This is a genomic window from Roseinatronobacter ekhonensis, assembly GCF_900499075.1.
Taxonomy (GTDB): domain Bacteria; phylum Pseudomonadota; class Alphaproteobacteria; order Rhodobacterales; family Rhodobacteraceae; genus Roseinatronobacter; species Roseinatronobacter ekhonensis.
The window spans coordinates 1-5,529 of record NZ_UIHC01000092.1 but is presented as its reverse complement, the minus strand read 5'-3'; the positions used below and the strand labels follow the sequence as shown (position 1 = coordinate 5,529).

The 5,529-nt window shown below is 56.8% G+C and carries 5 protein-coding genes; 2 read left to right on the top strand and 3 right to left on the bottom strand.

The features are described 5' to 3' along the window. Positions 1-79 precede the first annotated feature (79 nt). Positions 80-424: a hypothetical protein gene (locus ROE7235_RS18490; RefSeq protein ID WP_121097279.1), complete on the bottom strand. Its 345-nt coding sequence runs from the start codon at positions 422-424 to the stop codon at positions 80-82. A 108-nt stretch (positions 425-532) separates the two neighbouring features. Here ROE7235_RS18490 and ROE7235_RS18485 point away from each other — a divergent pair, with 108 nt between their 5' ends. Next, on the top strand, positions 533-1,210 hold the full coding sequence (locus tag ROE7235_RS18485) for a LexA family transcriptional regulator (RefSeq protein ID WP_068248887.1): 678 nt from the start codon (positions 533-535) through the stop codon (positions 1,208-1,210). Between the two features lies 1 nt (position 1,211). Then, positions 1,212-1,934 carry a hypothetical protein gene (locus ROE7235_RS18480; RefSeq protein ID WP_121097276.1) on the top strand — a complete coding sequence of 241 codons (723 nt, stop codon included), beginning with the start codon at positions 1,212-1,214 and terminating at the stop codon, positions 1,932-1,934. A gap of 72 nt (positions 1,935-2,006) precedes the next feature. On the opposite strand, the gene ROE7235_RS18475 is transcribed toward ROE7235_RS18480, so the two are convergent. Together ROE7235_RS18475 and ROE7235_RS18465 are read right to left on the bottom strand one after the other, a co-directional pair. Continuing rightward, complete coding sequence (locus ROE7235_RS18475) at positions 2,007-3,938, bottom strand: AAA family ATPase (protein ID WP_085880020.1); 1,932 nt, start codon at positions 3,936-3,938, stop codon at positions 2,007-2,009. A gap of 460 nt (positions 3,939-4,398) precedes the next feature. Continuing rightward, positions 4,399-5,280 (bottom strand): hypothetical protein, encoded by an 882-nt coding sequence (locus ROE7235_RS18465; RefSeq protein WP_147434271.1) that lies wholly within the window; start codon positions 5,278-5,280, stop codon positions 4,399-4,401. Positions 5,281-5,529: the final 249 nt, after the last annotated feature.

Sequence of the window (5,529 nt, the reverse complement as noted above, 5' to 3'; positions counted from 1 at the left end):
ATAAGTCCACAGAATACATCTCCCCACCCTCCGCTCATCAGCTTCAGGTGTCAGATTGCGGAATTTTACTCCGCGACGGTCAGATCATCAGACCGTTTCTGTGGGCATTTTGTCTCCGGGATTCACAATAGTCAGCGTTCTCTGACCGAAAATGGTTCGTGATGACCATTCCGCTGCGGAAAACCCAATAGGCATCGCGAGCATGCAGCTCAAGAAGCCCTTCGTAATATCCACGCTCGGATGGGATCGAGAAAACTTCGCCTTCCGGGCTTTCCTCGTAGTCGCCCAACTCCACCGGCACACCGAAGACACGCACCGACAACCGCAGCTTGTCGTTCTCCGCCAGATAGATCAGGTCGGCTTCGGAGATGGACCAGCGGTCGAGGATCTCCGGCAGAGTAAAATACGCCTTCTCGATCTCCATGTGACCCCCGATTCCTGCCATTGAGTGTTTAGGATTTGTTCTAAATCCTTGACGGCCTCCGATCAATCCTGTTTTATCCTATTTGATCCACAGCTCTCTGGGGAAAACATGACCGAGCATCACACGCTCTCCGACCGCCTTCGCGCCCGTGCTCAGCAACTCGGGCTCAGCCCCGCTCATGTCGCAGAGATGGCCGGGGTCAATCGCTCCTTCGTTTATGACATCCTGCGCGGCCGCTCTGCACGCCCCGGCATCGACAAGCTGGCAGAGGTTGCCCGCGTGCTGAAAGTCGAGCGGGAATGGCTGATCCACGGTATCGGCGAGGTCGAAGGCGAGCCACCCTTCATCGAGAACCCGGACGAAACCTTCGTCGCGATCGCACATGCCAGCCCGCGCCCGTCGATGGGCGGCGGCGCGGTGGTGACCGAGGATCACGACACCCCCGGCCGCGCCTATCACTTCCGCCGGTCCTGGATAAAGGGCAGCCTCAAGGCCAGTCCGTCGCAGCTGCGCATCATGCATGTCGAGGGCGACAGCATGGCGCCGACCCTTCTGGACGGCGACACCGTCTTGGTCGACATGACACGTCGCGCGCCGAACCCGCCCGGGATCTTCGTTTTGGATGACGGCATGGGGCTCGTTGCCAAGCGGCTCGAGCATGTCCCCAACAGCGAACCGCCTGCGGTACGCGTGATCTCCGACAACGGCTTCTACAGCCCCTACGAGCGCAGTGCCGAGGAAATCCACATCATCGGCCGAATCCGCTGGTTCGCGCGGGAGATCTGAGGTGATCGAGTTCCGCCAGATCGACGATGCAAACCCGGCGCTGGCGCACTCACCGATGGTGCGGGCGCTGGAAAAGACCTTTGCCTACATCGCCGAACATGGCGGGATCGGGCTGACGCCATCGAAGGCCTTCAAGCGGGTATTTGTGCATTGGGCGGCACGCGAGTTCGACTGGCCGGGCTACACCGAAGAAGACCTCTTCGCCATCAACAAGGTGCTGAACGAGATCGACTTTGGCCCACTGATGGATCTGCACGACGTGGTGATCGCGCTGAAGATCGGGCGGCACTACAAGGGACAGTTCAAGCTAACCAAGGCGGGCCAGGGACTGGTTGGCCATCCCGGTCGGATCTTCGGCATCGTCACGCCGTTCTACCTGTTCGAAGTCAATCACGCCCGCTTCTCGCGCTTCGACGAGCCGATCCTGGGCAACTGGGACGTGTTCCTGAACGTGTTAAACGTCGAGACCGAGGACGGCGCGACCGGCGCTGACCTCCGTCAGGTGCTGTTCGGTGAGCCCGATCCTGCCGGTGGTTTCGACGATGTGCTGAGCCGCCTCTACATCCAGGTGCTTCGGCCTCTCTGCTGGACAGGGTTGCTGCACATGGACCGCGCCAAAGGTTTCCGGAGCACCGAGCAAAGCGTTTTCACCAAGACGCCGTTGTGGAAAGCAGCGCTGCGGCTGGAGACGGACAGGATGGCGGGTGGAGCGACGAGGCATTGATAGTCATCGGCCTCGTCGAAGGTCCATTTGCAGCTCTTTCTGGCCGCCCTGACCTCTGCACACTGCCGGATCTCAGCCTTGCTCCGGCCATTGTCGGCCGAACTCTGAAAGTTCTGGCGCTGTGCACACAACCGTTAGATGACTGCCTTGGACGCTGCGCTTTAGCCTCGTAAGGCCTGCATAGATCAGCGCGCGAGCATCAGCCGTAAATGCGCGCGTGATATGAACCACAAGAAGACGGGACTCCCAGCCTTTGAAACTATGAAGCGTTGTCGCCTTTATCTGCGCATCTCCCATCCAGAATCCCATCTTGTTTCGCTTAGACTCTATCCCGCGCTCGTCAAATGTCGTCACGGCATTAATGTTCTTTTCTCTGAGCAACCGAACAACTTCCGCGCCAGCCCTTTGATCGTCTGTTAGGAGACAGATGTCGGCATTGGCGAGTCCATCCCGTCCAGACCGCTTTAGCATCGATAAAATCTCTGCAACGCAACTATCTGTGGCAGCCGTTTCCGGCTCACGTTGGACCCATCGAAGAGTACATGGATGAAGGGCAAGTGAGCCTTGTTCGGGTTTGGGGAGGTCAATTGTCTCCTGAGGTAGAAATTTCTGCGCAAAAAATCGGGCCATGTCCATCGCATCGTTCGGCAATCGATAGCTGGTCTCAAGCTGAGCCCAGCCGCCGCTGAAACCAGCCCCGCGCATGGCGTTATCAGTCCAGGCTCCGGCTGTCCCATACACATCTTGGGTCGCGTCGGCGACCAACACGCATTCGCCCCCATTCTTCAGTGCGCGGCGTAGGGCATTCCACCAAGGCAAGCGATAGTCTTGGCCTTCATCGACAAGTATCGCGTCGTAACGCGTAACGCTCGGCTCGCCCACAGCGCGGGAGGCGAGGTCAGGAATATCTACGTTAAGGATGCGGTCTAGAACAGGCTGCCACTGTCTTCTCCACTCCTTTCGCAGAAGTGGATTATCAGGTTTCTCGGGTACACCTGCAAAGAGGCTCGAATACTCTTCGCTCCACCCCTGTCCTGCTTCATGGCAGGTACGGCGGCACCACTCATGAAAGTTCAATGTGGTAATCCCGTTCGACCAGCCAGGTCCGCCACTGGCGCGAGCGACGAGATCACGCAGATAGTGCCAAAGCGTGATGTTGTACGTCGCAATGAGAACGGACTTACCTTCTGCCGCCAGCTTTGCTGCACGAGCAGCCAATACAACGGACTTTCCGGAGCCAGCTGGCCCCTTTATGCGACGGTAGCCCCCTTCCGTTCGTGTGTCGGCCAGAGAACGCTGTTGTGCATCCATTTCCAGTGGTTTTCTCTGGTCGGCCGAAAAGTCCGGTTCAACGAGCCACCCTCGAAGATCGTCGGCGTGATCCGGTGTCATGTACCGAGAAGACTGCCGGGAGCTTTCAGGAAATACTTTCTCCAACCAGCCATCTGAGAGAGCCTCCCTGCCGCTGATCGGGGAGTATGCAGGGTATTTTTCGCGCTCTTCCCGTGTCTGGTGAGGTGCCATGAGGGCAGCTGCGCTGTCGCGGGAGGCAAAGGGGAAGATCAGACCTGCCGTAATTACGGCGAAACCATTCTTCTTCTCGAGTCGCGGGCAGTAGAGTTGGTGGATTTCCTCTTTATATCGCCGAAGTTGCTGAACCGGGTTCGGCCAGACGTCGAACGATTCTCCGTCACGGGAGGCGCGCAGTATCGGACGTTGGGTTTGCCCCCCACCAACTTGCATGAAATCGTTGCGATAGGACATCGCATTTAGATCCCAGTCCTTTACCTCGAATACGCCGATTCCGACTTTGGGATTGAGCAGTACGAAGTCCGGACGCAATCCGTTCAGATGGGGCTGGACATAAATCTCCCAGCCAGGAGGCAATTTCCGGGTGAACAGTTCAAGTACCGTGCGCTCCCCTTTCGTCAAAGGCTGTCGCAGGTCTGAAATCTCATCCAATGGTGGATGAACTATGAGCTCTTTTGTAGCCGAAATCACCATTTCCAGTCGCCTCTCGATCCGAGATACATTAATTTTATCAGCACAATAACGCCCTTTTCAGGAAACATGTTGGGCATTTTCTAGAAGTGCCGCCGCTTGAGCTTGTTGTTCCGCACTCACTGAAAGTCTAGGACGCACCTAGCGCGGCGATTCCGAGTTGTCCGGCGCGAGGATCCCAACTGCCCATTTCGTTCGTGGTAACAGGTCACCACCGTGCCATCAGGTCCTACGATTGCCCGGACCTTTGTCGCCGCCTTGATCAGCTGCCCATCATATCCTGCCGCTTCGAGCTGTTGTGCTGCTCGATCCGGAAGCAGGTATTCCTCGCAGTCATGTTTTGCCTTGGACTGTGTTCCATGCAGGAGCACAAGATCAATGATGGCCCGGCGTATCCCCCGCTGCGCCATGCGAGTGGCTGCATGAGCGCTGAGAGTGAACGCTCCGTCGTCGCACAGCTGCATCATGCCCAGACCTCCTCAAACTGCTTCTTCAGCTGGGAGCGGTGACGTTTAAGTTCCTCAAAACGACGATAGACCGGATCCTCATGAGGGAAGACAAGAGTTAGCGTTTTGGCGCCGTTATCTTTTTCCTCGGCTGCCGCTTTGCGCTGTTGATATTCCGGCAAACTGTTTTCGTTGATGTGCCGATCTTCCTTAAACGGATCAATCCAACTCTGAACGCGGTCGTCGTCCGTGTAGTGTTTGGGATACCATTGTTCCTCATGGCAATGCTGTGCAACCAGGTCGTCGTATTCCTGTGCCATATCAGGATGGCGTTCAGCATAGAATGCGCGCCACGCATCCAGCTTCTTGAGACCTGCTTTCCGCTGCTCTTCAATCTGCTTGTCGCGCTCTTGGCGCACAGCAACGGCAAAGGCCTGAAGAAATTTATCATCGTTGTCGAAACTCTTCCCGTTCTGAAATACCTCGTCACGACACTTTGAAAGTCGAATTCGCCCCTTGACGATTGCTTCCACCAGCCTCCAGTCGCCGCCGGTGATCTTTTCGAGCAAATCAATATCCGGGATATAGCCCGCTGCCGTGGGTGCATCCTGCGGCTCGGCACCAACGAACCACTGAGTGTCGACATAGTCTCCGATATGGGACGACAGTCGCCGGACAGCCTCGCAAAAAAGATTCTGGGGGTGGTCACGCATCGGGTCCTTCGGTTTCAGCCCGAAGCACTTCCGTCGCTCACTGGCCTGTTCGTGGATGTGGTGCTCAGGTGAAAGTGGGTAACTCAACCCAAGCCGATGCGCTTCACGAGCATGTTCTGCATCCTGTTCTGGCACCTTAAGGGCGTGCCCTGCCACGATGGCAAAAAGAACGGGCGCCAGTTCCATAAGCTGCTTCTGGCTTACCCCGTATCGCCAGCGCATCACTTCATAAGCATTGTGGGACGCCGTGGACACATGCGCTTGGATTGAGACTTCGCCCAACCCCATGTCAGAAAAAAATGGATCGATGAAGTGGTCCGGCAAATTTGGACAGCGTGCTAAGATGTATCCAACGCGCACGAATGGATACGAGAATGACAAAGCGACGGAACTTTTCAGACAAGTTTAAAGCTGCTGTGGCGCTTGAGGCGCTGC

What these genes read in the sequence shown, in the direction of transcription:
- ROE7235_RS18490 (WP_121097279.1), bottom strand. Translation starts at nt 424, where the DNA reads ATGGAGATCGAGAAGGCGTATTTTACTCTGCCGGAGATCCTCGACCGC.
- ROE7235_RS18485 (WP_068248887.1), top strand. Translation starts at nt 533, where the DNA reads ATGACCGAGCATCACACGCTCTCCGACCGCCTTCGCGCCCGTGCTCAG.
- ROE7235_RS18475 (WP_085880020.1), bottom strand. Translation starts at nt 3,938, where the DNA reads ATGGTGATTTCGGCTACAAAAGAGCTCATAGTTCATCCACCATTGGAT.
- ROE7235_RS18465 (WP_147434271.1), bottom strand. Translation starts at nt 5,280, where the DNA reads ATGGAACTGGCGCCCGTTCTTTTTGCCATCGTGGCAGGGCACGCCCTT.